Raw genomic sequence first — 21,905 nt, forward strand, 5'->3', positions numbered from 1 at the left:
GACACCCGAGGAGGCCAGGCCGTGCCGCACCGCTCCGCCCGCACCCGGCCGGGCCTGCTCGCCCTGCTGGTGACGGTGCTGCTCCTCGGCACCGCCTGCGAGGCGCCGCTGCAGCCGGAGTCGCGCCGCGAGGCCGCGGCCACCCCCTCGCCCGCGGCGCCCGCGTCCCCGAGCGGCTCCCCCAGCCGCGCGGCGAGCGCGTCCCCCTCGGCCACCCCCTCGATCGAGGTCCCGGAGGGCCTGGAGAAGAGCGCCCGTGACCAGGTCCGGCGGCAGGCGGAGCGGCGCGCCCGCCGCGGCCCCGTGCTGGGCGGCGACATCAGCTGGCCGCAGTGCCCGACGGGGATGGGCATCCCCGAGCGGCGCACCCTCGGGCTGCCGATGCCGCGGCCCGAGGCGGAGTACGTCGTGATCGGGCTGACCAACGGCCCCTCGTTCACCGCCAACCCGTGCCTGGCCGACCAGGTCGGGTGGGCGAGGCAGCGCGGGCTGCTGACCTCGGCGTACGTCGTGCTCAGCGGGCCGTACGCCGACACCCTCGCCCGCTTCGGCGGCCGCGGGCCCTACGACTCCGGCACCGAGGCGGGGCGGCTGGCCAACCTCGGCCACGCGCAGGCGCGCTACGCCCTGGGCGTGATGCGCCGGGCGGGCCTCGAGACGCCGTTCGTGTGGCTCGACGTCGAGCCCGTGCCCGCCTTCGACTGGAGCGACGACCCGGCGGCCAACGCCCAGGTGGTGCGCGGCGCGGCCCGGGCGTGGACCGACGCGGGCTTGCGCATCGGCGTCTACTCCACCGCGGCGCTGTGGGCCGGCGTCGTCGGCGACCTCCGGCTCGGCCTGCCCGAGTGGCGCGCCGCCGGCGAGACCTCGCGCGCCGAGGCACTGAGCCGCTGCTCCCCCGACAGCCAGATCCAGGGCGGCCCCGCCGTGCTCGGCCAGTGGCTGCAGGACTCCCGCGACCACAACGTCACCTGCCCCGGCGTCGCCGCCGACCTCGGGCGCTACTTCCACGACTACTGACCCATCGGCCGGGGTCCGGAGGTCGTCGTGGACCGCGCTGGCCCCTCGCGCGGCGGCGCTGTGGTTGGGTTTCGCGCATGAGCCAGGTGCCGGCAGCGACGCGCGCGCTGCGGGTGCTGCGGTTCCTCGCGGCGCAGCCCGACCCGGTGACGCTGGACCGGTTGGCCGCGGAGGTCGGACTGCCGCGGTCCACGGCGTACCACCTGGTCAACACCATGATCGAGGAGGGCTTCGTGGTGCACCTGCCCGAGGAGCACCGCTACGGGCTCGGGGTCGCGGCGTTCGAGGTCGGCAGCGGGTACGCCCGGCAGGCGCCGCTGCAGCGGCTGGCCCGCCGCCAGCTCGCCAGCCTGGTCGACGCCGTCGGGCAGAGCGCCCACCTCGCGGTGCTCCACGGCCGCGACGTGCTCTACGTGCTCGAGGAGCGGGCGCCGGGCCGACCGCCGCTGGTCAGCGACGTCGGCGTCCGGCTCCCGGCGCACCTCACCGCCAGCGGACGGGCCGTGATGGCCGAGCTGCCACCGCCCCAGGTGCGGGCCCTCTACCCCGACCGCACGGCGTTCGTGGACCGTCACGGGGCCGGTCCGCAGTCGCTGAGCGCGCTGCGGAGCCTGCTCAGCGAGACCCGGCAGCGGGGCTGGGCCGCCGAGCACGGCGAGGTCACCCCCGGCTTCGCCTCGGTGGCCGCCGCGGTGCTCGACCACAACGGGCACCCGGCGGCCGGGGTGGCGGTGACGTGGCCCGAGGACGCCGGCGCCGACGAGCCCGAGCTCGCCCGGGCCGCGCAGCGCACCGCCGCCTGGCTGACCCGTCGCATCGGCGGATCCGGACGCCCCGTCGGACGGACCACCGAGGCGACCTAGCGTGGGGTGGTGAGCCCCGCCGTCCGGTCCGTCGTCGACCCCGCCGCCGTGGGCACCCGCCGACGCTGGGCGATGCTCGGCGCCAGCGTGGCCGCGCAGGCCGCCGCCTCGGTCGCCACCAACGGCTGGGCGTTCCTGATCCCGGCCTGGCGCGACGAGCGGGGGCTCGGTCTCGCTGCGGCCGGCACCCTGGCCGCGATGCCGATCGCCGGCACCATGCTCACCCTGTTCGGCTGGGGCCTGCTGGTCGACCGCTGGGGCGAGCGGCGGGTGCTGCTGCTCGGCCTCGCCGGCACCGCGGCGGCCGGCCTGGTCGCGGCCCGCGCCGAGGACCTGCTGCTGCTCGGGACCGCCCTGCTGCTCGTCGGCGCGTTCGCCGCCAGCACCAGCTCGGCCAGCGGCCGGGTGGTGGTGGGCTGGTTCCCGCCGGAGCGTCGCGGCCTGGCGATGGGGGTGCGGCAGATGGCCCAGCCGCTCGGTGTCGCCTTCGCCGCGGCTACGATGGCGGTCACGGCCGACCGGGCCGGGGTCACCTCAGCGGGCGCGGTCCCGGTGGCCAGCACGCTGCTCGCCCTGGTGGCCGTGGCCGTGCTGGTGCTCGACCCGCCCCGGCCGCGGCGCACCACGGCGAACGCCGCCAACCCCTACCGCGCCGGCTCGTTCCTCACGCGCGTCCACGGCGTCTCGGTGCTGCTGGTCGTCCCGCAGTTCCTGGTGTGGACCTACTCGCTGACCTGGCTGGTCGACTCCCGCGGGTGGACGCCCGCCGCTGCCGGGGCGCTCGTCGCGGTCACCCACGTCCTCGGCGCGCTCGGCCGGATCGCGGTCGGCCACCTCTCCGACGTCGTCGGCTCGCGGGTCCGGCCGCTGCGCTGGGTCGCGGTCGGGGCCGCCGCGACCATGGCGCTGCTCGCGCTGACCGAGCCGACCGGCGTCGCCGTGGTGCTGCTGGTCATCGCCTCCACGGTCACGGTCGCCGACAACGGCCTGGCCTTCACCAGCGTCGCCGAGCACGCCGGGCCGTTCTGGTCCGGGCGCGCCCTGGGCGTGCAGAACACCGCGCAGTACCTCGCCGCCGCCGCTGTCGCCCCCGTCGCCGGCCTCACCATCACCCACTGGGGGTACGCCGCGGCCTTCGGCCTGGCCGCCCTGGGCCCGCTCACCGCCACCGCGCTCGTCCCCCGCGACGACGCCGGCGCCGCCTGAGGATCCGGCCCGGGACGACCGGCAAGTTACCGCCGCGTAGCCTTTCTCACACACCGCCCGGACCCCTCGTCCCGGGCACTAGGCTCGCGCCAGCCGGACGTCTCGGCTCGGTGTGCCCTACGAACGGGAGTCTTCATGCAGCTGTTCGCCCAGGTCGTCTCGATCGCCATCGCGGTCGTCGGCATCGCGTTGTTCGTCAAGGCGATCCGCCAGATCATCGCGACGATCAAGATCGGTCAACCGGCGCGGCGTACCGACAACCCCGTCGGGCGCAGCCTGACGCTGGTCAAGGAGTCGCTCGGCCACACCCGGATGCTGCAGTGGCACTGGGTCGGCGCCGGCCACTGGTTCATCATGACCGGGTTCGGACTGCTCTTCTTCACCCTGGTCACCGCCTTCGGGCAGCTGTTCGACCCCGGTTTCCACATCCCGTTCCTCGGCCACTTCTTCCTCTTCGAGTGGGCCAGCGAGCTGTTCACGCTGGTGATGATCGTGGCCATCGTCGCCTTCATCTACTACCGCGCCACCCGCCCCAAGGAGCGCGAGCGCGGCCCGAAGGGACGCTTCTGGGGCTCCACGATGTGGCAGGGCTACTTCGTGGAGATGGTCATCCTCGGCGTGGGCCTGTGCATCGTGGTGCTGCGCGGCCTGGAGTACGCCCTGGCCACCAAGGAGGACCCGGAGTACGCCTCGGCCTTCCACTTCCCGTTGTCGTTCCCGCTGGGCGAGGCCTTCTCCGGCCTCTCCGAGGGCACCCTGGCCAACCTGATCTACCTCGTCGCGATGCTCAAGATCCTCATCTCCTTCACCTGGATGATCGTGATCTCGCTGCAGCCGACGATGGGCGTGGCCTGGCACCGCTTCCTGGCCTTCTTCAACATCTACTTCAAGCGCAACGCCGACGGCCGTACGGCGCTCGGCGGCCTGGCCCCGATGACCTCGGGCGGCACGACCATCGACTTCGAGGACCTCGAGGAGATGGACGAGGACACCAAGCTCGGCGTCGGCGCGGTCGAGGACTTCTCCTGGAAGGGCATCCTCGACTTCTCGACCTGCACCGAGTGCGGCCGCTGCCAGAGCCAGTGCCCGGCCTGGAACACCGACAAGCCGCTGTCGCCCAAGCTGCTGATCACGGCGCTGCGCGACCACGCCTACGCCAAGGCGCCGTACCTCAACGCCGCCGAGGGCGACCGCGCCGCCCTCCTCGAGGGCGACACCAGGCTCGCGCTCGAGGTGGAGCGCCCGCTGGTCGGCGACACCGGCGACGACTGGTTCTACATGCCCGACAGCGGTGCCGCCGTGATCGACCCCGAGGTGCTGTGGAACTGCACCTCGTGCGGCGCCTGCGTGCAGCAGTGCCCCGTCGACATCGAGCACGTCGACCACATCGTCGACATGCGGCGCTACGCCGTGCTGGTGGAGTCCAACTTCCCCACCGAGCTCAACGGGCTGTTCAAGGGCCTGGAGAACAAGGGCAACCCCTGGAACATGTCGCCCAAGGCCCGCCTGGACTGGGCCAAGGACCTGCCCTTCGAGGTGAAGGTCGTCGGCGAGGACGTCGAGTCGCTCGACGAGGTCGAGTGGCTGTTCTGGGTCGGTTGCGCCGGCGCCTACGAGGACCGCGCCAAGAAGACCACCCGCGCCGTCGCCGAGCTGCTCGACATGGCCGGCGTCGACTTCGCGGTCCTGGGCAACGGCGAGACCTGCACCGGCGACCCCGCGCGACGCGCCGGCAACGAGTTCGTCTTCCAGGGCCTCGCCGCGCAGAACGCCGAGACCCTCAAGGACGCCAAGGCCAAGAAGGTCGTCTCGACCTGCGCGCACTGCTTCAACACGCTCAAGAACGAGTACGCCGCGTTCGGCGTCGAGCTCGAGGTCGTCCACCACACCCAGCTGCTCAACCGTCTGGTGCGGGAGAAGAAGCTGACCCCGGTCGCCTCCAACGGCACCGCCGACAAGCGCCAGGTGACCTACCACGACCCGTGCTACATCGGTCGTCACAACGGCGTCTACTCCCCGCCGCGCGAGCTGCTCCAGGTCATCCCCGACGCCACCCTCGTCGAGATGCCCCGCAACTCCGAGCGGTCGTTCTGCTGCGGCGCCGGTGGGGCGCGGATGTGGATGGAGGAGAACACCGGCGAGCGGATCAACCTCAACCGCACCAAGGAGGCCGTGGAGACCGGCGCCGACCAGATCGCCGTCGGCTGCCCCTTCTGCCGCGTGATGCTCTCCGACGGGCTGACCAACCAGCAGTCCAAGGGCGAGGCCCGCGAGGAGGTCGAGGTCCTCGACGTCGCCCAGATGCTGCTGGCCTCGGTCAAGGGCGACTCCCCCGCGCCGCGCAAGGCCAGCGCGGCCGCCGCTCCGGCCGCCGCGGCTGCGGGTGGTGGCGCCGGGGGCGGCACCGCCACGCTGACCCGGGAGCAGGAGGCCGCGGTCGAGGAGGACACCCACGCCGAGCCGTCCGCCGGTGACGCGACCCAGACCGAGGACACCGTCACCGCCACCGAGGACGCCGGCCCGCTGGCCAAGGCCTCCGGCGGCACCTCGCTGTTCGACGAGCCCGAGATGAAGGACACCCAGCCGGCGACCACCGGCGGCAACGCCGGCGGGAGCTCGCTGTTCGACCTCGGGGGTGACGACGCCGCTCCGGAGACGAAGCCGGCGACGGCGTCCGGGTCCGCGTCGGCGTCTGGTCCGGCGTCCGCGTCCGCGTCCGGGTCCGGTTCCGGGTCCGGCTCCGGGTCCGCCACGTCGTCGGGTGCTGCGTCCGGTGGGTCGCTGTTCGACCTCGGGGAGCCCGAGGAGGCGCCGGCACGGCCGGCGACCGAGGAGCCCGCGGGCGAGGACCCCGCCGACGACTCGACCACCGACGGCCCGACCGACCGGAGCCAGGACGACGCCGACACCTCCACGCCGACCGAGCCCGCACCCGCGTCCAGCACGCGCTCGGCGGTGACCCCGGCGACCGAGGTGCCCGAGGGCGGGTCGCTGTTCGACCTGGCCGAGCCCGAGGAGGAGCAGGTCAGCTCCTCGGCGCCGGCCACACCGACCGCTCCGGCCGGGACTGCTGACGCGGCACCTGCGTCGACGGACGACGAGCCCGCGGGCGAGGACCCCGCCGGCGACTCGACCACCGACGGCCCGACCGACCGGAGCCAGGACGACGCCGACACGTGGTCGCAGGACGCCGAGAAGGCCGCCACCGCGTCGGCCGCCACGGCCGGCACCGCTGGCTCGGGCACCCGCACGGCGCTGACCCCGGCCAGCGAGATCCCCGAGGGCGGGTCGCTGTTCGACCTGGCCGAGCCGCAGGAGGAGTCCGTCGCCGGCAGCTCGGCCGCCCCCGCGAGCGAGGTGCCCGCGGCGGCTGCGGAGCGGCAGGACGAGGCCGCCGACGTGCAGGAGACGGTCGTCGAGGAGTCGGACACCCCGACCTCCGGCGACCAGGTCAGCCCCGAGCCCCAGCCCGAGGCCACCGAGCCCGCGCCCGAGCCGTCGGCGGCCGCTGCGGCCCCGGCGGCCACCTCGGCGCCGTCCGGCGGCGAGGGCGGACTGGGGGGGAAGTACGCCAAGGGGAGGTCGATGTTCGACCTGCCGTCGGCGGCGAGCGCCCCGGCAGCGGCAGCTCCGGCAGCTCCGGCTCCGGCTCCGGAGGCGGAGGCGGAGGCGGCTCCGGAGGCGGACGTGTCCGGCTCCACCGTGACCCCGGCCCCGGCGGCTCAGGCCGTGGACAAGCCCGTCACCTCGCTGCGCGACATCAAGGCGAAGTTCGCGGGCGGCGGTGCGGCGGCCTCGGCCGACGCGTCGTCGGGCACCTCCGAGGCCACCTCGACCGACGACCACTCCCCCGAGGTCGCCACCGACACCGCCGAGGCGGTCCAGGAGGAGAACCCGGCCGAGGCGGTCGAGGAGCACCCGACCGAGGAGCCGGCTGCGGAGGCGACCGACACCCCGGACGCCCCGGAGGCCTCGGCCCCTTCCGACGCCTCCGAGGACGAGCAGCCCCCGGCGCGGCCGGCGACCGGCTCCGGCGAGCAGCACCAGCCGAAGACCGACGCCGACATCCACGAGGCGGGGTCGCTCTTCGACCTGTAGTCCAGCCGGCCCGGCGTACGACCTCGGCGCGGTGCTCTGCTGTCACCTGGTGGCAGCAGAGCACCGCGTTCGTCGTTCACGGCGGGACGTCGTAGGTCCCGACCCCGGCGTACGGCGGGCCCCGCGCCTGGCGTCCGGAGATCCCGGTTTCCCAGGCGAACCTGGGAATCGGCGGCCTTGACAGGCAAAACTGCCCTCGCGTGCCCGGATTGCCCGGTCCGACGGGCAGTTTCACCGGCTAGCCGGTGAAACTGCCCGCCCCCGTCCCCGCCCCTACGACTGCATCGCCACCCCCCGCCGCCAGTAGCCCATGAAGGCGACCTGGCGGCGGTCGACGCCGACCTCCTGGACGAGCGCGCGGCGCAGGCGGGTGACCATGGTGGACTCGCCGGCGATCCAGGCGAAGACACCCTCGAGGGGGCCGGAGGTGGGGTTGGTCGCGCGGCCGGCGACCTCCTCGCCGGAGCTGGAGTACGCCGGGGTCTCCCACAGCTCGGGGTCGACCTCGACGACCGTCGGGTCCGCACCCGGCGCCGACGACGGCAGCCCGAGGCACTCCCGCACCGCCGGCACCAGTCGGCTGCCCACGTCGCGGTGGCCGCGGACCAGCCAGCGGACCTCGACGCCGGTGGGGGCGGGGAGGTCCTGGAAGTCGAGGGCGTCCGGGACCTCGAGGAAGACCGTGCCGGACGCGCCGCAGCCGAGGCCGGCCAGGATGCCGGCGATGGCCGGGACCGCGGACTCGTCGCCCACCAGCAGCAGCGAGGTGGCCTCGCCCGGGGTGAACTCGATGCCGCCGAACGGCACGCCGCGCCGCGGGGCCAGCAGCACGACGCGCATCCCCGGCCGGGCCCGCAGTGCCCAGCCGGCGCCCGGTCCGGCGAGGCCGTCCTCGTGGACCACGAAGTCGACGACGAGGCGGGTGTCGGCGCCGTACCCCTCGAGCTCGCGCACCGTGTAGGTCCGCATGTGGCCGCGCTGCTGCGGCGGGAGGGCGCGCCAGTCGGCGTACCAGTCCGCGCCGACGCCCTGGAGCGAGGGCAGCGTGCCGTGCTCCTCGGGCAGCACCAGCTTGATGCGCTGGTCCAGCCACGGGCCGTCGACGCCCATGTCGGCCAGCTGGTCGCCGGCGAAGACGACCCGGACGAAGGACGGCGACAGCCGGGTGACCTCGACGGCCTCGACCTCGGTGAGCACCAGCGGCAGGACGGGCGACGCCGCGGTGGTGGCGGTGGTCGGGCTCATGCGGGGACCTCCTGGGTCCGGTGGCGGGCGGCGCGTCCCAGCGGGACGACCATGGGGGTGCCGGTGACGGGGTCGGGCACGACGCGACAGGCCATGCCGAAGACCTCGCTGACGCACGGCTCGGTGATCACCTCGGCGGGGGTGCCGGCGGCCACGATGCGGCCGTCGCGCATGGCGACGAGGTGGTCGGCGTACCTCGCCGCGAGGTTGAGGTCGTGCAGCACCATCACCACGGTCGTGCCACGCGCCTCGTTGAGCTCGGCGAGGAGGTCGAGGACCTCGACCTGGTGGGCGACGTCGAGGTACGTCGTGGGCTCGTCGAGCAGGAGCAGGTCGGTCTGCTGGGCCAGCGCCATCGCGATCCACACCCGCTGGCGCTGGCCGCCGGAGAGCTCGTCGACGAGCCGCTCGGCGAGGTCGAGGGTGTCGGTCAGCCGCAGCGCCTCGGCGACCGCCTCCTCGTCGGCCGAGGACCAGCGGCGCAGCGCGCCCTGGTGGGGGTGGCGACCGCGCCCGACGAGGTCGACCACGCTGACGCCCTCGGGGGTGACGGGGTTCTGGGGCAGCAGGCCCAGGGTGCGGGCGACCTGGCGGGAGGGCAGCGAGGCGATCGCCCGGCCGTCGAGCAGCACGGACCCAGCGGTCGGCGTGAGCAGCCGCGCCATCCCGCGCAGCAGCGTCGACTTGCCGCAGGCGTTGGCGCCGACGATGACGGTGACCCGGCCGTCGGGGACGGTGGTGGTGAGGTCGGTGACGACCGCGCGGTCGCCGTACCCCAGCGTCACGCGCTCGGTGCGCAGCCGGCCGGCGGTCCGGGACGGGTCGGGCAGGTCGGGCATCAGGACCTCCGGGAGGTGCGTCCGGTGGCGAGCAGCCACAGCAGGAAGGGGGCGCCGACGGCACCGGTGACCACGCCGACGGGGAAGTTGACGTCCGGCACGGCGTACGCCGCGACGTGGTCGGCGGCGACCACGATGATCGCGCCGACCAGCCCGGCGCCGAGCAGCGTGGTGCGACCGCCGTTGAGCGACCGCGCGATCGGCCCGGCGAGGAAGGCCACGAACGAGATCGGGCCGGCGGCGGCCACGCCGACCCCGACGAGCAGCACCGCGACGAGCAGCAGCAGGTCGGCCCGTCGTGGGGGTACGCCGAGCCCGGCGGCCGCGTCGTCACCGAGCTCGGAGGCCCGGGCCGAGCGGGACAGCACCACCAGCACGGGCACCACGACCAGCAGGAGCAGGGAGAGCACGCGGATGGTCGGCCAGTCGACGCGGTTGAGGCTGCCGATCAGCCACTGCAGCACGATCTGCGTGTCCCACTCGTCGGCGCGGGTGAAGAGGTACTGCACGACGGAGTAGAGCCCCGCGCTCAGCGCCACCCCGACCAGCACGAGCCGGGCCCCCGCGTGCGCGCCCACGAGCAGCCGCACGCCGACGGCGACGCCGACGGCGCCGAGCACCGCGGCGGCGGCCAGGGCGACGCCGCGCTGGTCGAGCACGACGATGGTGAACACCGCGGCGGTGCTGGCGCCGACGCTCACGCCGACCACGTCGGGGCTGGCCAGCGGGTTGCGCAGCGTGGTCTGGAAGATCGCCCCGCCGACCCCGAAGGCCAGCCCGACCAGCACGCCGAGCACGGCGCGCGGCAGCTTGCTCTCCATCAGGATGTACGACGCCCCGGGGATCTCGGTGCCGGTGACGATCCGCACCACGTCGGGCAGCGTCACGATGAAGTCGCCCAGCGTGATCCGCACCAGGAAGACGGTCACCAGGAGCGCGGAGAGCGACGCGACCACCAGGCGGGTACGCCGCTGCGGGCGGCGGCGGGCGCGGCGTACGACCTCCCGCGGGTCGGGCGCGGGCCCTGCGGCGGCGGTCGCCGCCTCGCGGGGACGGGAACCCAGCACGGTGCTCACAGCGCCCCGATCCGGCCGCGTCGCACGAGGTGCAGGAAGACGGGGACGCCGACGACGGCGCTCATGATGCCCACCTGGACCTCCCCGGGCGGCAGCACCAGCCGGCCGACGGTGTCGGCGGCGACGACCAGCACCGCGCCGAAACCGAGGCTCAGCGGCAGCACCGACCGGTAGTCGGGACCGACCAGGGCGCGTACGCCGTGCGGCACGATCAGCCCGACGAAGGCGATCGGCCCGGCGAGCGCGACGGCCGACCCGGCGAGCAGCACCGTGGCGAGGCCGACGACGAGCCGGTCCCGGACCACGTGGCGGCCCAGCCCGCGGGCGAGGTCGTCACCGAGCGCCAGGGCGTTGAGGGTGCGGGCACAGGCGAGGCCGAGCACGGCGCCGACGGCGAGGAACGGCAGGCCGATCAGCAGCACCTCGTCGCCGCGCCCGGCCACGGTGCCGACCTGCCAGAGCCGGAACGACTCGACGGTCTTGCGGTCGACGAGCAGCAGTCCGGAGACCCAGCTGGTGACGGCGGCGGTGAGCGCGGCGCCGGCGATCGCGACCTTGACCGGGGTGGCGCCGTCGCGGCCCACCGAGGCGATCGCGTGCACCAGCACCAGGGCGATCGCCGCGCCGGCGAAGGCCCACCAGACGTAGGCCCGGATGTCGGAGACGCCCATCACCGAGATCGCGACCACCATGGCGAGCGAGGCGCCGGCGTTGACGCCGAGCACGCCGGGGTCGGCGAGCGGGTTGCGGGTCAGGCCCTGCATCAGCGCCCCGACCAGGCCCAGGGCGCCGCCGACGGCGAGCCCGAGCAGGGTGCGGTCGAGGCGCACCGCGGCGATCTCGTGGGTGGGGCTGCCGGGATCGAGCAGCGAGGTCGGCCCGATCCACCGGGCACCCAGCAGCACCGAGGCCGCGGCGACCACGAGCAGCGCCACCACCAGCACCGCCACGGCCGTGACCGGGGACGCACGCCGCACCCCCTCGGGGCGCGCGCGGAGGCGCCCCGAGGGGGTGGCGGGCGTGCGGGTGGCGGTGCTCACGAGCCCTGGACGGCCTTGCTGACCTCGGGCACGAACTCGTCGATGATGAACGGGATCGAGAGCGGGGTCGGGTTGGTGACCGCCATCGCGACCTGCTTGTCGGCCTCGGCGTAGGCGTGGCCCTCGGCGATGGCCGGCAGCTGGCCGACCAGCTTGTCCTGGGTGAACTTCTCCATGTCCTCCGGCGTCTCGGCCCAGGTCAGGAAGACGTCGGAGTCCAGCTCGGGGGCCTTCTCGGCCGAGACGGTGCTGTAGAACTCGCCGGGCTTGATCGACTCCGCGACCGCCGGGGCGTCCTCGAGGCCGAGGTCGTGCATGAAGGCGACCCGCGGGTCCTCCGGCGCGTAGATCCCGACGGTGGAGAGGTCGGTGGTGGCGAGGTAGCCGAAGATCATCGAGGCCCCCTGGATCTCGGGGTGGTCCTCCTTGGCCGCGTCGATCTCCTGCTGCGTCTGCGCGACGACCTCCTCGGCGGCGCTCGTGCGTCCCAGCGCCTTCGCGACCGTGTCGAGCGAGGTCTGCCACGGCGTCGTCCAGGGCGCCTCGGGGTAGGCCACGACCGGCGCGATCTTGGAGAGCTTCTCGTACTCCTGCTCGGTGATGCCGGAGTTGGTGGCCAGGATGACGTCGGGCCGCGTCTGGGCGACCTCCTCGATCGGGGCGCCGTCCGCGTCGTCGTAGCGCACCGGCGCCTCGGCGCCGAGCTCCTCGACGGCGGCGTCGAAGTAGTCCGAGCTGCCGGTGTCGTTGCCGCCCCAGGTCAGCTTGGTCGCGCCGACGGGCACGACGCCGAGCGAGACGGCGTGGTCCTGGTCGCTCCAGCCGAGGGTGGCCACGCGCTTCGGCTCCTCGGTGAGGGTGGTCTCGCCGAAGGCGTGCTCGATCGTCACGGGGTAGGCGTCGGCGTCCACCTCCGTGGTCGTGCTGGAGGCCGCGGCATCGCCGCCGTCCTCGGTCGAGCCGGTCGAGCAGCCGCTGAGGGCGAGCGCTCCGAGACCGGCGGCCAGGGCGAGGTGCCGCAGTCGCGTCATCAGGTGTCCTTCGAGGAAGAGGGTGGGAGAGGTAAGCCTTGGCTTACTTAGGGCACCCTAACCTCTAGGACCGGCTCGGACGCAAGGGGTGCCCCCGACCCGGCTGGGTTAGGTTGGCGCCCGTGCTGCTCTCCGACCGCGACATCCTCGCCGAGATCGACCTGGGACGGATCGCGCTGGACCCCTACGACGCGGCGATGATCCAGCCCTCGAGCATCGACTTCCGGCTCGACCGGTTCTTCCGCGTCTTCGAGAACCACCGCTACCCCCACATCGACCCCGCGGCCGACCAGTCCGACCTGACGCGCGAGGTCGTGGCCGAGGGCGACGAGCCGTTCATCCTGCACCCGGGCGAGTTCGTGCTCGGGTCGACCTACGAGACGGTGTCGCTGCCCGACGACGTCGCCGCCCGCGTCGAGGGCAAGTCCTCGCTGGGCCGGCTGGGGCTGCTCACGCACGCCACCGCCGGCTTCGTCGATCCCGGCTTCAGCGGCCACGTGACCCTCGAGCTGGCCAACGTCGCGACGCTGCCGATCAAGCTCTACCCGGGCATGAAGATCGGCCAGCTGTGCTTCTTCCGGCTCTCCTCGCCGGCCCAGCACCCCTACGGCTCGGCGAAGTACGGCTCGCGCTACCAGGGCCAGCGCGGCCCGACGCCGTCGAAGTCGTTCGCCAACTTCCACCGGACCCAGATCTGAGCCCATGGCGTTCCAGCGCTACGTCGCCCTCGGCGACTCCTTCACCGAGGGCGTCGGCGACCCCGACCCCGACCGTCCCGCGGGCCTGCGCGGCTGGGCCGACCGGGTCGCGGAGGTGCTCGAGGACCGGGCCCACGACGCGGGCACCGGCTTCGGTTACGCCAACCTCGCCATCCGCGGCCGCAAGCTGCTGCCGATCCTCGAGGAGCAGCTGGACCCCGCGCTGGCGCTCGCCCCCGACCTGGTGACGATCCACGCCGGCGCCAACGACGTGCTGCGCCCGCGGGTCGACCTCGACGCCCTCGCCGCGGCGTACGACGCGGGCGTGGGCCGGCTCGCGGCCACCGGCGCCCGCGTGGTCGTCTTCACGATCTGGGACCCGGGCGGGTCGGGCATCTACGGCGCCCTGCGGGGCCGGATGGCGGTCTTCAACGAGCACGTCCGCGAGATCAGCGACCGCCACGGGACCGACCTGGTCGACATGTGGCGAATGCGCGACCAACCCGTCGGCCAGCTCATGGACACCGACCGGATGCACCTCAACGCCCGCGGCCACGACGCCATCGCCCGGGCCGTGCTGGCGGCCCTCGACGTGCCCCACGCGGTGCCGCCGCCCGAGCCCTTCGTCGCCCCCGCCCTCAGCCGCCGCGAGCAGCTGCGCGAGGACGCCCGCTGGACCCGCGAGTTCCTGCTCCCCTGGGTGCACCGCCGGGTCACCGGGCGCTCCTCGGGCGACGGCCTGGCCCCGCGGCGCCCGACCCTCGCACCGGTGCTGCCGAGCACCGACCGCGTCGGGTAACCTCGGCCCCGGCGTCGTCGCAGCACCGGACGGCGGCCACGCGGATGTAGCTCAGTTGGTAGAGCGCGACCTTCCCAAGGTCGATGTCGCGAGTTCGAGTCTCGTCATCCGCTCCATGTCCTCCTCCCCGGCAGCCGGTCCCACCGGCGCGTTCGCGGGGTTCCCACCTGCCGCGCTCGACTTCTACGACGACCTCGAGCTCGACAACACGCGGACGTTCTGGGAGGCGCACAAGCAGGCGTACGCCGACCACGTCCGCGCCCCGATGCTCGCCCTCACCGAGGCGCTGGCGCCGGAGTTCGGTCCGGCGAAGGTCTACCGCCCCTACCGCGACGTGCGGTTCTCCAAGGACAAGACGCCCTACAAGGAGCACCAGGGGGCGATCGTCAGCACCGCGCCGGCGACCGGGTGGTACGTCCAGGTCGCCGCCCCCGGCGTCCGCGTCGGCGCCGGCTCCTACCGCGCCGACGGCCCCGACCTCGCCCGGATCCGCGCCGCCATCGACGCCGACCACTCCGGCCGCGAGCTCGAGCGCATCCTGCGGCGGCTGACCTCGGCGGGCTTCGAGGTCGGCGGCGAGCGGCTCAAGACGACCCCGCGGGGCTGGTCGGCCGACCACCCCCGCATCGACCTGCTGCGCCACAAGTCGCTCTTCGTGGGCCGCCACTACGGCTTCGAGCCGTTCGTCCACACCCCCGAGCTCCTCGACCACGTCCGCGACGACTGGCGGCAGCTCCGCCCCCTCGTCGAGTGGCTCACCGCCCGCGTCGGCGTGCTGGGCTGAGGTCGGGCTGGTGCGTCGGGCGAGGGACGGCTACGCGCCGACCCCGCCCACCCCGGCAGCCCGGCGCTTCCACTTGCGGCGCTTGCGGTCGAGGTCGGCGACCTCGGCCTCGAGCGTGGCGAGCCGGGCGCGCAGGGTGGTGTTGTCGGCCAGGGCGTCGCCGAGGGCGTCGACGGCGACGGCGAGCTGGTCGCGGGCGCCCGGGAGCGTGGTGGGCTCGCCGGCGTCGAGGAGGTCCAGCAGGTCGCCCTGGAGGTCGTAGCCGCCCGCCTCGAGCGTGGTGCGCCAGCGCTCCACGAGCGGCGCGAGGACGTCGGTCGGCACGGTCGGCATCGCGGCCGCCTCGGCGTCCGCCGCGTCGGGCACGACGAGGCCCGTGCCCGCCCGGGCCAGCGGGGCGTCGAGCTGGCGGTTGACGCGACGCAGCACGGCGACACCGGCCGGATCGGCGTACGCCGGGACCCGGACGGGCAGCCGGGCGGCGACCTCCTCGCCGAGGCGCAGCTCGCGGACGACTCCCGCCCACTGCCGCGCCGGGTCGCGGTCGGCGACCACGTGGACCCGGTCGTGGTGCAGCGTCCAGGCCCAGCGCGCGACGAGCGAGCCGAGCTCGTGGCCGGCCCAGTAGTCCTCGCCCTGCCGGTGCTCGCGGGCGCCGCCGGTGGCGTGGTCGAGCACGCGGGCGGCGTACTTCTCCCAACCGGTGCCCGAGCCGCGCCGCAGCGCAGCGAGCCAGGAGCCGTAGAGCTGGGCGGAGAACGCGTCGAGGGTGAGCACGAGGTGCACCTCGACGCCGATCAGCGGGTCGAGGGCGAGGCGCAGCTGGTCCTTGTCGGCCGCACCGAGGTCGGGGGTCGAGACCACGCTGGTCCCGCGGTGCTCCCAGACCCGGTCGCAGATCCGCGCCCAGCGGCCCTCGACGTCGCGGCGGGCGAGCTCGGCGTCGCGGTGGGTGCGCAGCAGCTCGTGGGTCGCGAGCCCGGCCTCCTCACGGGTGGCCACGACCCGGACGCCGGCCTCGCCGAGCGCGTCGGCGTGGTGCTCCAGGGTCGCGGGGATGACGGGGCGTGCCGCCTGGGGCAGCCCGAGGTGCCAGACCAACCTGCGTCGTGCCATGGCCCCGAGCGTGGGGGCGCGACGCGTCCGCGCGGTGAACGGCGGAGGTCCGTCAGGGAACCGTCGTGGGGACCGTGGTCTCCTCGGCCGCACCCGCGACCTCCGGTGCCGTGGTGGCCGTCTGCGTCGGGGCCGGGCTCGGTGCGCTGCTGCCCGCCTTGCCGCCACCCGTCTGGCCCTTGCCGGGCTGGGGGCCCGAGCTGCCAGGCTGCCCGTTGCCAGGCTGCCCGTTGCCCGGCTGCCCGTTCGGGTGGCTGGTGCCGGGCTGACCGTTGGGCTGGCCGTCGGGTTGGCCGTTGCCGGGCTGGCCGTTCGGCTGGCCGGCTGGTCCGGGCTGGTTGCCCGGACCGGGCTGCCCGGGCCCCTGGCCGTCGTCGTCCTCGTCCTGGTCGTCCTGGTCGTCCTCGTCGACGTCGTGGGGCAGTTCGAGGTGGACCGGCATCGACCACATCTGCAGCGGGGCGGCGGAGACCGTCAACCCGGCCGCGCTTCCCGTCGTCAGCGCCGTCGGGAGCACCAGCAGCCCGACCAGCACTGCGGCGAGGGTGAGCGCCGCCCAGAGCCGCCTCACGGGACGAGCACCTTGCGCGGCGGCGGGGGCGGGACGCGACGGCCGGTCGGCCGCAGCACGACCCTGGGAGCCGCGGTGCGCGGGGCCGGGACGCGGCGACCGGTGGGCCGGAGGGCGGTGAGCGCCGGTCGCCCGAGCTCGGCGTGGTCGCCGGTGCGCTGGGTCGGGATGAACGGGTGGACGCCTGCCGCCACGAGCACCAGGTCGCGGCCGTCGGGGGCAGGCACGGTGACCGACGCCGGGGCGGGCGTCGGCCGGTCGCAGGCGTCGACCTGCTCCTGGTCCTTGCGACGGGGCCGGCTGTCCCAGCCCAGGACCAGCAGCGTGGCCAGTCCGGCTGCGACCCCCGGGAACCAGGGATGCTGCGGAAGGTGGAGGACCCAGGCCTTCTGTGGGAGGTAGAGCCACGAAGCGCCGACGACCTCGTCATCGGTCGGCTGCCACGGGTCCGGGGTCGGGTTGTTGTCGCCCTGCATCGTGTAGCCACGAGCTCCGTCGCCGCCGATGATGCGGTGGATGACCCGGCCACCACCCGCGACCTCGAAGGTGACGATGTCGCCGACCTCGTAGGTGTCCTGCTTGCGGGTCACGACCAGGTCACCGGTCGCGTAGGTGCCGTCCATGCTGTGGCCCGACACCTCGATGTACGCCGCCGGCCCCCCGATCACGGTGGGCGCCAGGGTCACGAACCACGCCCCGAGCAGGGCGACCACGGCGACGTTGGACAGCTGGCCACGCAGGCAGCGCACGATCGACATGGGTGCTCGCAGGGGTAGGAGGAGATGGACGGGGCGGCGGCACCTCGTCGAGGTGCCGCCGCCCCGGATGGTGCTCGATCAGCGGGTGCCGTAGGGCTGGCCCTCGAAGCCCGGGTCGATGCTGACGCGCACCGAGTTCAGCTCCTCGGCGGGGAACGCCTGGTTGAAGGACAGGCGGACGAACTGGTTGCCGGCGCCCTGGGCGGGGACCCGGCCCGAGGCGCGGACGTTGCTCCCGTTCTGCACCTTGCCCGACCCGTCCTCGTTGGTCCACAGGACGGTGACGGCCTGGTCGGAGCACTGGGCGCCGGTGAGCTTCACCAGGGCCGTGTCGACGGTGGGCACGGCGAGGTCGTCACGGAACCCCCACTCGACGACCTTGGCACTGGTGGCGCAGGTGAGGTCGTTGGTCGTGCCGGTCTGCACCGGGTTCGCGCTGACGCCACCGGCGAAGCCAGCAGCAGAGGCGGCGCCGACGGCCGCGACAACGGCCACCACGGGCACGACGATGAGCTTCTTCATGATGTCTCCTCGGATGAGCGGGGATTCCCCCTGCGTCCCGCCACTCCTCGCGAGCACTGCGGCGACAGGTCCAAGGTTCGTCGCGACGACCCCCTCGGGGCATCGTCAGAATTGATGAAAAGCGCCCACCTAGTTGTGATGACCAGGCACGTTGGTCAAGGACGTGTGAGGACACGGTCTGATGTCGTGGATGAGTGAAGACCTCCCGGTGTGGAGTGGAGCTACCTAGGAACCGCTCCACGACCAGGAGGTCTTCGTGTCTCACGCTACCCATGCCAATGCTGCTCTGACGCCACGTGCCCGGCTGCGATTGGCGCGTCTGATCGTCGAGCACGGTTGGCCGCCGGCGCGGGCAGCCGAGCGGTACGACGTGTCGTGGAAGACCGCGAGGAAGTGGGCTGAGCGCTATCGGGCCGAAGGGCCGGCCGGGATGAGCGATCGGTCCTCGGCCCCGCATCGTCAGCCAAACCGGACCCCGGCACCGGTGGTGCGCAAGATCGTGCACCTTCGGTGGAAGCAGCGGCTCGGGCCGGTCGAGATCGGTGACCGGCTCGCGATGCCGTCCTCGACGGTTCACGCGGTCCTGGTGCGGTGCCGGATCAACCGGCTCACCCACATCGACCGCGCCACCGGTGAGCCGATCCGACGCTACGAGCACGAGCGACCAGGCGACCTGCTGCACGTTGACGTCAAGAAGCTCGGCAAGGTCCCCGACGGCGGCGGCTGGCGCTACGTCGGACGTCAGCAGGGCGAGAAGAACCGCGCTGCGACGCCTGGGAAGCCGCGCAACAAGTACCGCGGCCCGCTGATCGGGACCTGCTACCTGCATACGGTGATCGATGACCACTCCCGCGTCGCCTACGTCGAGGCCCACGACGATGAGACCAAGGAAACGGCCACCCAAGTGCTGCGCAACGCAGTCGCCTGGTTCGCCGAACGCGGTGTCATCGTGCAACGGGTCCTCAGCGACAACGGCAGCTGCTACAAGTCCCACCTGTGGCGCGACACCTGCGCCGAGCTGGGGATCACGCCGAAGAAGACCCGGCCTTACCGGCCCCAGACCAACGGCAAGATAGAGCGCTTCCACCGCACCCTGGCCGAAGGGTGGGCGTTCAAGAAGTTCTACAACTCAGAATCCGCCAGACTCGCCGCCCTGCCAGGCTGGGTCCACGAGTACAACCACCACAGGCCCCACTCGGCCATCGGGAAACGCTCACCCATCAGCAGGTTGGACAACCTGGCTGGGCATCACACCTAGTGCGGCTGCCAGGCGTCCTCGTCGGTGGTGCGCGCCTCGACCTCGGGCGGCAGGGTGCGGGTGGCGAGCGCCTCGATGGTGACGTTCTCGAAGACCTCGCGCAGCGCGCTGCGGGCCGCGATCCAGGCGTGCTGCAGGATCTGCGCCGACTCGTTGTACTGCACGGCTTCGGGCCGCAGGCCGTAGACGCTGACCAGGGGCCCGTCGACGGCGCGGATCACGTCGGCGACGGTCACGTCGGCCGGGCGCGCGGCGAGCCGCCAGCCCCCGGACTGGCCCCGCTGGCTGACCACGATGCCGGCACGACGCATGTCGGCGAGGATCGCCTGCAGGAAGCCGTGCGGGATCTCCTGGAGTCGCCCCAGCTCCTCCGCGCTCACCGGCCGCCCGTCGTCACGGTTCGCGATCTCGATGAGCGCCCGGAGGGCGTAGTCGGCCTTGGCGGAGACGCGCATGGCCCCAAGTCTGGCAGAACGCTCGGCTTACCCGAGCTGATCGAGTAGGTCGTCTTGCCCCACGCCGTCCCGCGACATCGCGCCCCGGGTCTCCGCCGGCCCGCCTCGGGGGAGTTTCGCCCACCAGGACGGGCGAAAGTCGGTCCGGACACATTCCGCGGTTGCGCTTGCATGCCCGCCCGCGACGACGGATACTGATGTTACTGAGCAGTAGAACTCAGTGGTAGCACGCCCGGAGCGCGGGCACCGAGACGAGATGGGTGGGCCCATGAGCCACTACAAGACCAACATGCGGGACATCGAGTTCAACCTCTTCGAGGTGCTCGGTCGGGACGAGGTCCTCGGACAGGGCCCCTTCGAGGCGATCGACGGCGAGACCGCCCGGTCGATCCTCGGCGAGGTCGAGCGGCTGGCCCGCGAGGACCTCGCGGCGTCGTACGAGGACAGCGACCGCAACCCGCCGGTCTTCGACCCCACGACCCACACGGCCCCCGTGCCGGCGAGCTTCAAGAAGAGCTACGAGGCGTGGCGCGACGCGGAGTACTGGCGCCTGCAGCTGAGCGAGGAGCTCGGCGGCACCCCCGCCCCCGCGAGCCTGATCTGGGCCCTGGGCGAGATGGTGCTCGGCGCCAACGCCCCGATCTGGATGTACGGCGCCGGCCCGGCCTTCGCGGGCATCGTGCACCGCAACGGCAACGACCGCGACAAGCAGATCGCCCAGCACATCGTGGACCGCCAGTGGCACACCACGATGGTGCTGACCGAGCCCGACGCCGGCTCCGACGTGGGTGCCGGTCGCGCGAAGGCCACCCCCAACGAGGACGGCACCTGGAACATCACCGGGGTCAAGCGCTTCATCACCTCGGCCGAGAGCGACCTGACCGAGAACATCGTCCACCTCGTCCTCGCCCGTCCGGCGGGCGTCGAGGGCGTCGGCGGCCCCGGGACCAAGGGCCTGAGCCTGTTCATCGTGCCCAAGACGCACTTCGACGTGGAGACCGGCGAGCTGACCGGCGAGCGCAACGGCGTCTACGTCACCAACGTCGAGCACAAGATGGGCATCAAGGTCTCCAACACCTGCGAGGTCACCTTCGGCGACCCGTCGGTCGGCGGCGGCGAGCCCGCCCGCGGCTGGCTGCTCGGCGAGGTGCACAACGGCATCGCGCAGATGTTCCAGGTCATCGAGAACGCCCGCATGATGGTCGGCTCCAAGGCCATCGCGACGCTGTCGACCGGCTACCTCAACGCGCTGGAGTTCGCCAAGACCCGCGTCCAGGGCGCCGACCTGACCCGGGCGGCCGACAAGACCGCCCCGCGCGTCACGATCACCCACCACCCCGACGTGCGTCGCTCGCTGATGGTGCAGAAGTCCTTCTCCGAGGCGATGCGCTCGCTCGTGCTCTACACCGCCTCCTGGCAGGACCGGGTGCAGCTGGCCGAGCACCGCGGCGAGACCGACGAGCTGGCGATGCGGGTCAACGACCTGCTGCTGCCGATCGTCAAGGGCTACGGCTCGGAGCGCTCGTGGACGCTGCTGGGCACCGAGTCGCTGCAGACCTTCGGCGGGTCGGGCTTCCTGCAGGAGTACCCCATCGAGCAGTACGTCCGGGACGCCAAGATCGACACCCTCTACGAGGGCACCACCGCGATCCAGGGCCAGGACTTCTTCTTCCGCAAGATCGTCAAGGACCAGGCGCAGGCGCTGGGCCACCTGGCCGGCGAGATCGAGGCGTTCCTGGCCAGCGAGGCCGGCAACGGTCGGCTGAAGAACGAGCGGGCGCTGCTCGCGCAGTCCCTCCAGGACGCCCAGGCCCTGGTCGGGCTGATGATCAACACGCTGATGAGCGCCGACGAGTCCTCCGAGGGCGGCGACATCCGCAACATCTACAAGGTGGGGCTCAACACCTCCCGCCTGCTGATGGTGCTCGGCGACGTGGTCTGCGCCTGGCTGCTGCTCAAGGGCGCCGACGTGGCCCTGCAGAAGCTGGGTGGCGAGGTCTCGGCCAAGGACAAGGCCTTCTACGAGGGCAAGGTCGCGGCCGCGCAGTTCTTCGCGCAGTACAACCTGCCCAGGACCAGCTCCGAGCTGGCCATCGCCGAGGGCACCGACCTGTCGCTGATGGACCTCGACGAGGCCGCCTTCTAGGCACCCACCACCGCGCCACCGGACCCGGCCCCTCGCACCAGGGGGGCCGGGTTCGCCGCTTCCGCGCATGGAGCGGCCCGGTTGGGGCACACTTCTGGACAGCCCCGTGCGGCCGCCCCGGCCCGCGACCCTCACGAAGGAGCACGTCATGGGAATCGGACTCGGAGTCGTCCTGCTGCTGGTGGGACTCATCCTCGCCTTCGACGTCATCACCATCGACGCCGTCAACAACGTGGTCGACACCAACACCCTCGGCTGGATCTTCATCATCGTCGGCGCCCTGGCGATCGTGCTGGCGCTGGTCATGAACGCCCAGCGCAGCCGCACCACCACCCGGGTCGAGGAGCGTCGTCTCGACGACCGGCGCTACTGACCGGAGC

The 21,905-nt window shown here is 73.4% G+C and carries 20 protein-coding genes and 1 tRNA gene; 11 read left to right on the forward strand and 10 right to left on the reverse strand.

Annotated features, from left to right (window positions below; all coding sequences use genetic code 11):
• Positions 1–21 precede the first annotated feature (21 nt).
• The 4 genes from EDD33_RS17815 to EDD33_RS17830 all read left to right on the forward strand — a co-directional run bounded on the left by EDD33_RS17815 (position 22) and on the right by EDD33_RS17830 (position 7,187).
• Positions 22–1,020 (forward strand): glycoside hydrolase family 25 domain-containing protein, encoded by a 999-nt coding sequence (locus EDD33_RS17815; RefSeq protein WP_246003591.1) that lies wholly within the window; start codon positions 22–24, stop codon positions 1,018–1,020.
• A 77-nt stretch (positions 1,021–1,097) separates the two neighbouring features.
• The gene (locus EDD33_RS17820) at positions 1,098–1,883 is read left to right on the forward strand and encodes an IclR family transcriptional regulator (protein WP_123392379.1); all 786 of its coding nucleotides are present in this window, start codon (positions 1,098–1,100) and stop codon (positions 1,881–1,883) included.
• Between the two features lie 9 nt (positions 1,884–1,892).
• Positions 1,893–3,089, forward strand: coding sequence for an MFS transporter (locus EDD33_RS17825; protein ID WP_246003592.1), 1,197 nt, complete (start codon positions 1,893–1,895; stop codon positions 3,087–3,089).
• Between the two features lie 135 nt (positions 3,090–3,224).
• Positions 3,225–7,187 carry a heterodisulfide reductase-related iron-sulfur binding cluster gene (locus tag EDD33_RS17830; protein WP_123392381.1) on the forward strand — a complete coding sequence of 1,321 codons (3,963 nt, stop codon included), beginning with the start codon at positions 3,225–3,227 and terminating at the stop codon, positions 7,185–7,187.
• Between the two features lie 273 nt (positions 7,188–7,460).
• Here the strand turns inward: EDD33_RS17830 and EDD33_RS17835 are convergent, their stop codons facing one another.
• Genes EDD33_RS17835 through EDD33_RS17855 form a run of 5 tightly spaced genes read right to left on the reverse strand, consistent with a single transcriptional unit; the run spans position 7,461 to position 12,418 of the window.
• Positions 7,461–8,432, reverse strand: a complete 972-nt coding sequence (locus EDD33_RS17835; protein WP_123392383.1) for a siderophore-interacting protein — start codon at positions 8,430–8,432, stop codon at positions 7,461–7,463.
• Positions 8,429–9,271 carry an ABC transporter ATP-binding protein gene (locus EDD33_RS17840; RefSeq protein WP_123392385.1) on the reverse strand — a complete coding sequence of 281 codons (843 nt, stop codon included), beginning with the start codon at positions 9,269–9,271 and terminating at the stop codon, positions 8,429–8,431. The genes EDD33_RS17835 and EDD33_RS17840 overlap by 4 nt, the downstream gene beginning before the upstream one ends.
• The gene (locus EDD33_RS17845; protein ID WP_246003593.1) at positions 9,271–10,347 is read right to left on the reverse strand and encodes a FecCD family ABC transporter permease; all 1,077 of its coding nucleotides are present in this window, start codon (positions 10,345–10,347) and stop codon (positions 9,271–9,273) included. Before EDD33_RS17845 ends, EDD33_RS17840 begins: the two co-directional genes overlap by 1 nt.
• Positions 10,344–11,387, reverse strand: coding sequence for a FecCD family ABC transporter permease (locus EDD33_RS17850; RefSeq protein WP_246003594.1), 1,044 nt, complete (start codon positions 11,385–11,387; stop codon positions 10,344–10,346). Before EDD33_RS17850 ends, EDD33_RS17845 begins: the two co-directional genes overlap by 4 nt.
• The gene (locus EDD33_RS17855; protein ID WP_123392387.1) at positions 11,384–12,418 is read right to left on the reverse strand and encodes an iron-siderophore ABC transporter substrate-binding protein; all 1,035 of its coding nucleotides are present in this window, start codon (positions 12,416–12,418) and stop codon (positions 11,384–11,386) included. The genes EDD33_RS17850 and EDD33_RS17855 overlap by 4 nt, the downstream gene beginning before the upstream one ends.
• A gap of 122 nt (positions 12,419–12,540) precedes the next feature.
• On the opposite strand from EDD33_RS17855, the gene dcd reads away from it, so the two are divergent.
• The 4 genes from dcd to EDD33_RS17875 all read left to right on the forward strand — a co-directional run bounded on the left by dcd (position 12,541) and on the right by EDD33_RS17875 (position 14,699).
• Positions 12,541–13,116, forward strand: coding sequence for a dCTP deaminase (gene dcd, locus EDD33_RS17860; protein ID WP_123392389.1), 576 nt, complete (start codon positions 12,541–12,543; stop codon positions 13,114–13,116).
• Between the two features lie 4 nt (positions 13,117–13,120).
• Positions 13,121–13,915 (forward strand): SGNH/GDSL hydrolase family protein, encoded by a 795-nt coding sequence (locus EDD33_RS17865; protein WP_123392390.1) that lies wholly within the window; start codon positions 13,121–13,123, stop codon positions 13,913–13,915.
• A gap of 40 nt (positions 13,916–13,955) precedes the next feature.
• A tRNA-Gly gene (locus EDD33_RS17870) sits at positions 13,956–14,031 on the forward strand.
• Positions 14,031–14,699: a DUF2461 domain-containing protein gene (locus EDD33_RS17875; protein ID WP_123392391.1), complete on the forward strand. Its 669-nt coding sequence runs from the start codon at positions 14,031–14,033 to the stop codon at positions 14,697–14,699. Before EDD33_RS17870 ends, EDD33_RS17875 begins: the two co-directional genes overlap by 1 nt.
• A gap of 30 nt (positions 14,700–14,729) precedes the next feature.
• Here the strand turns inward: EDD33_RS17875 and EDD33_RS17880 are convergent, their stop codons facing one another.
• From EDD33_RS17880 to EDD33_RS17895, 4 genes are all read right to left on the reverse strand, one after another.
• A complete protein-coding gene (locus EDD33_RS17880) occupies positions 14,730–15,815 on the reverse strand; it encodes a hypothetical protein (RefSeq protein ID WP_148077136.1) in 1,086 nt (361 codons plus the stop codon).
• 52 nt (positions 15,816–15,867) lie between these two features.
• Complete coding sequence (locus tag EDD33_RS17885) at positions 15,868–16,386, reverse strand: hypothetical protein (RefSeq protein WP_123392393.1); 519 nt, start codon at positions 16,384–16,386, stop codon at positions 15,868–15,870.
• The gene (locus tag EDD33_RS17890) at positions 16,383–17,144 is read right to left on the reverse strand and encodes a signal peptidase I (protein ID WP_123392395.1); all 762 of its coding nucleotides are present in this window, start codon (positions 17,142–17,144) and stop codon (positions 16,383–16,385) included. The genes EDD33_RS17885 and EDD33_RS17890 overlap by 4 nt, the downstream gene beginning before the upstream one ends.
• A 78-nt stretch (positions 17,145–17,222) precedes the next feature.
• A complete protein-coding gene (locus EDD33_RS17895) occupies positions 17,223–17,666 on the reverse strand; it encodes a hypothetical protein (RefSeq protein WP_123392396.1) in 444 nt (147 codons plus the stop codon).
• A 256-nt stretch (positions 17,667–17,922) separates the two neighbouring features.
• Here EDD33_RS17895 and EDD33_RS17900 point away from each other — a divergent pair, with 256 nt between their 5' ends.
• On the forward strand, positions 17,923–18,924 hold the full coding sequence (locus EDD33_RS17900) for an IS481 family transposase (RefSeq protein WP_123390269.1): 1,002 nt from the start codon (positions 17,923–17,925) through the stop codon (positions 18,922–18,924).
• Here EDD33_RS17900 and EDD33_RS17905 read toward each other — a convergent pair.
• Entirely contained in the window at positions 18,921–19,379 is a 459-nt protein-coding gene (locus EDD33_RS17905) for an RrF2 family transcriptional regulator (RefSeq protein ID WP_056540546.1), read from the reverse strand. The genes EDD33_RS17900 and EDD33_RS17905 overlap by 4 nt on opposite strands.
• A gap of 268 nt (positions 19,380–19,647) precedes the next feature.
• Here EDD33_RS17905 and EDD33_RS17910 point away from each other — a divergent pair, with 268 nt between their 5' ends.
• Both EDD33_RS17910 and EDD33_RS17915 read left to right on the forward strand, forming a co-directional pair.
• Positions 19,648–21,525 carry an acyl-CoA dehydrogenase gene (locus tag EDD33_RS17910; RefSeq protein WP_123392397.1) on the forward strand — a complete coding sequence of 626 codons (1,878 nt, stop codon included), beginning with the start codon at positions 19,648–19,650 and terminating at the stop codon, positions 21,523–21,525.
• Between the two features lie 148 nt (positions 21,526–21,673).
• Complete coding sequence (locus EDD33_RS17915) at positions 21,674–21,898, forward strand: DUF6458 family protein (RefSeq protein WP_056540541.1); 225 nt, start codon at positions 21,674–21,676, stop codon at positions 21,896–21,898.
• Positions 21,899–21,905: the final 7 nt, after the last annotated feature.

Origin of the sequence: Nocardioides aurantiacus (assembly GCF_003752505.1) — a bacterium.
Taxonomy (GTDB): domain Bacteria; phylum Actinomycetota; class Actinomycetes; order Propionibacteriales; family Nocardioidaceae; genus Marmoricola; species Marmoricola aurantiacus.

Bases quoted from the DNA above. Each gene is read 5' to 3' on its own strand.
- EDD33_RS17915 (WP_056540541.1), top strand. From the start codon at position 21,674: ATGGGAATCGGACTCGGAGTCGTCCTGCTGCTGGTGGGACTCATCCTC.
- EDD33_RS17865 (WP_123392390.1), top strand. From the start codon at position 13,121: ATGGCGTTCCAGCGCTACGTCGCCCTCGGCGACTCCTTCACCGAGGGC.
- EDD33_RS17855 (WP_123392387.1), bottom strand. From the start codon at position 12,418: ATGACGCGACTGCGGCACCTCGCCCTGGCCGCCGGTCTCGGAGCGCTC.
- EDD33_RS17895 (WP_123392396.1), bottom strand. From the start codon at position 17,666: ATGAAGAAGCTCATCGTCGTGCCCGTGGTGGCCGTTGTCGCGGCCGTC.
- EDD33_RS17880 (WP_148077136.1), bottom strand. From the start codon at position 15,815: ATGGCACGACGCAGGTTGGTCTGGCACCTCGGGCTGCCCCAGGCGGCA.
- EDD33_RS17830 (WP_123392381.1), top strand. From the start codon at position 3,225: ATGCAGCTGTTCGCCCAGGTCGTCTCGATCGCCATCGCGGTCGTCGGC.
- EDD33_RS17910 (WP_123392397.1), top strand. From the start codon at position 19,648: ATGAGCCACTACAAGACCAACATGCGGGACATCGAGTTCAACCTCTTC.
- EDD33_RS17840 (WP_123392385.1), bottom strand. From the start codon at position 9,271: ATGCCCGACCTGCCCGACCCGTCCCGGACCGCCGGCCGGCTGCGCACC.
- EDD33_RS17835 (WP_123392383.1), bottom strand. From the start codon at position 8,432: ATGAGCCCGACCACCGCCACCACCGCGGCGTCGCCCGTCCTGCCGCTG.
- EDD33_RS17820 (WP_123392379.1), top strand. From the start codon at position 1,098: ATGAGCCAGGTGCCGGCAGCGACGCGCGCGCTGCGGGTGCTGCGGTTC.
- EDD33_RS17905 (WP_056540546.1), bottom strand. From the start codon at position 19,379: ATGCGCGTCTCCGCCAAGGCCGACTACGCCCTCCGGGCGCTCATCGAG.
- EDD33_RS17875 (WP_123392391.1), top strand. From the start codon at position 14,031: ATGTCCTCCTCCCCGGCAGCCGGTCCCACCGGCGCGTTCGCGGGGTTC.
- EDD33_RS17890 (WP_123392395.1), bottom strand. From the start codon at position 17,144: ATGTCGATCGTGCGCTGCCTGCGTGGCCAGCTGTCCAACGTCGCCGTG.